The sequence below is a fragment of the Xenorhabdus yunnanensis genome (genome assembly GCF_028598805.1).
In the GTDB taxonomy this organism is placed as follows: domain Bacteria; phylum Pseudomonadota; class Gammaproteobacteria; order Enterobacterales; family Enterobacteriaceae; genus Xenorhabdus; species Xenorhabdus yunnanensis.
The window spans coordinates 1-1,058 of the sequence record NZ_JAQRFI010000173.1 but is presented as its reverse complement, the minus strand read 5'-3'; the positions used below and the strand labels follow the sequence as shown (position 1 = coordinate 1,058).

At 31.5% G+C, this 1,058-nt stretch carries 2 protein-coding genes; both read left to right on the top strand.

Going from position 1 to position 1,058, the window contains the following annotated elements:
- Positions 1 to 313, top strand: a 313-nt coding sequence (locus tag PSI23_RS21510; protein WP_273556982.1) for a hypothetical protein, incomplete at its 5' end; no start/stop codon positions are given.
- Between the two features lie 30 nt (positions 314 to 343).
- On the top strand, positions 344 to 910 hold the full coding sequence (locus PSI23_RS21505) for a hypothetical protein (RefSeq protein WP_273556981.1): 567 nt from the start codon (positions 344 to 346) through the stop codon (positions 908 to 910).
- The last annotated feature ends 148 nt before the right edge of the window (positions 911 to 1,058 follow it).

Below are 1,058 nucleotides of genomic sequence, written 5' to 3'. Positions count from 1 at the left end.
CCATACTAGTAATAGATGGATTGAATGTGACTTTAAATTGTATTTTCATCCCAATGTTGAGTACCGTATAAAACCCCGCACTATCAGAATCGGGGATATGGATATTCCTGAGGCGGTAAAAAATCCAGATAAATTAAATAATGAGCTTAGATATTACGTGCCATCAATTACCAGCGGAAATCAAGATTACTATGCATATTTTTGGAAAAATGATGCTATTGACAATGAAAGACTAAACTCAGGAATTATTCATCTAGATAAGGAATCAGCGTTATTACACGCCAAAGCCCTTATTGCTCTGACTCAGAAATAATTTTCACTATCACATAAATAGGAATCGGAAATGAAAATAAACATCACAGTGGACTTAGATTGGTTAGAAGAAGATGGCAATATTGATGAAGAAGTTAAATATCAAATTATTGAAGGAGTTAAAAAGTCCATTTCACGACAATGTTTGGATAAAGTAGAAAAAGAAGCATCGAAACAAATTAATCAGGCAATAAATGAATCTATAAATTCTGCGAAAGCTACCATTGAAAAGAAAGCTATCGCATTTGCTGATGAATGGCTGAAAAAAGAAGTTACAGTTACTGATAAATGGGGTGATGTTCAAGAGTGCCTAACAATTACCGACCTAATCAAGAAAAGCTTTGATAATACCTTAGAGAAAAAAGTGGATAAAAACGGTAATTTCACAAGCAGCTATGATGGAATTCCATTAATCAAATATCTAATGAGTGATAGAATGCAAGAATTAGTTAGTAAAAGAGTTAGCGTAATTCAAAAAGATATTGATCAAGCGATTACCAATGCCGTAAATAATGGAATTCGAGAAAATGTTTCAAATAAATTTGCTGAAATGGTTGTAAATACAGCTCGTCAGCAACATGCATTAGAATCAAAGTAACTTTCTAAATAACCCAACCTCAGAAATCATTAATCGTTTTCACTAGCGATGAAATAATTTCATGTTTTGATGTTTATCGATATTTATTATTTTTATATTAAAATCAAAATATTGTTCATTTTATTCACTGTGTATTGTTCCAGTGTTT

Bases quoted from the DNA above. Each gene is read 5' to 3' on its own strand.
- PSI23_RS21505 (WP_273556981.1), top strand. From the start codon at position 344: ATGAAAATAAACATCACAGTGGACTTAGATTGGTTAGAAGAAGATGGC.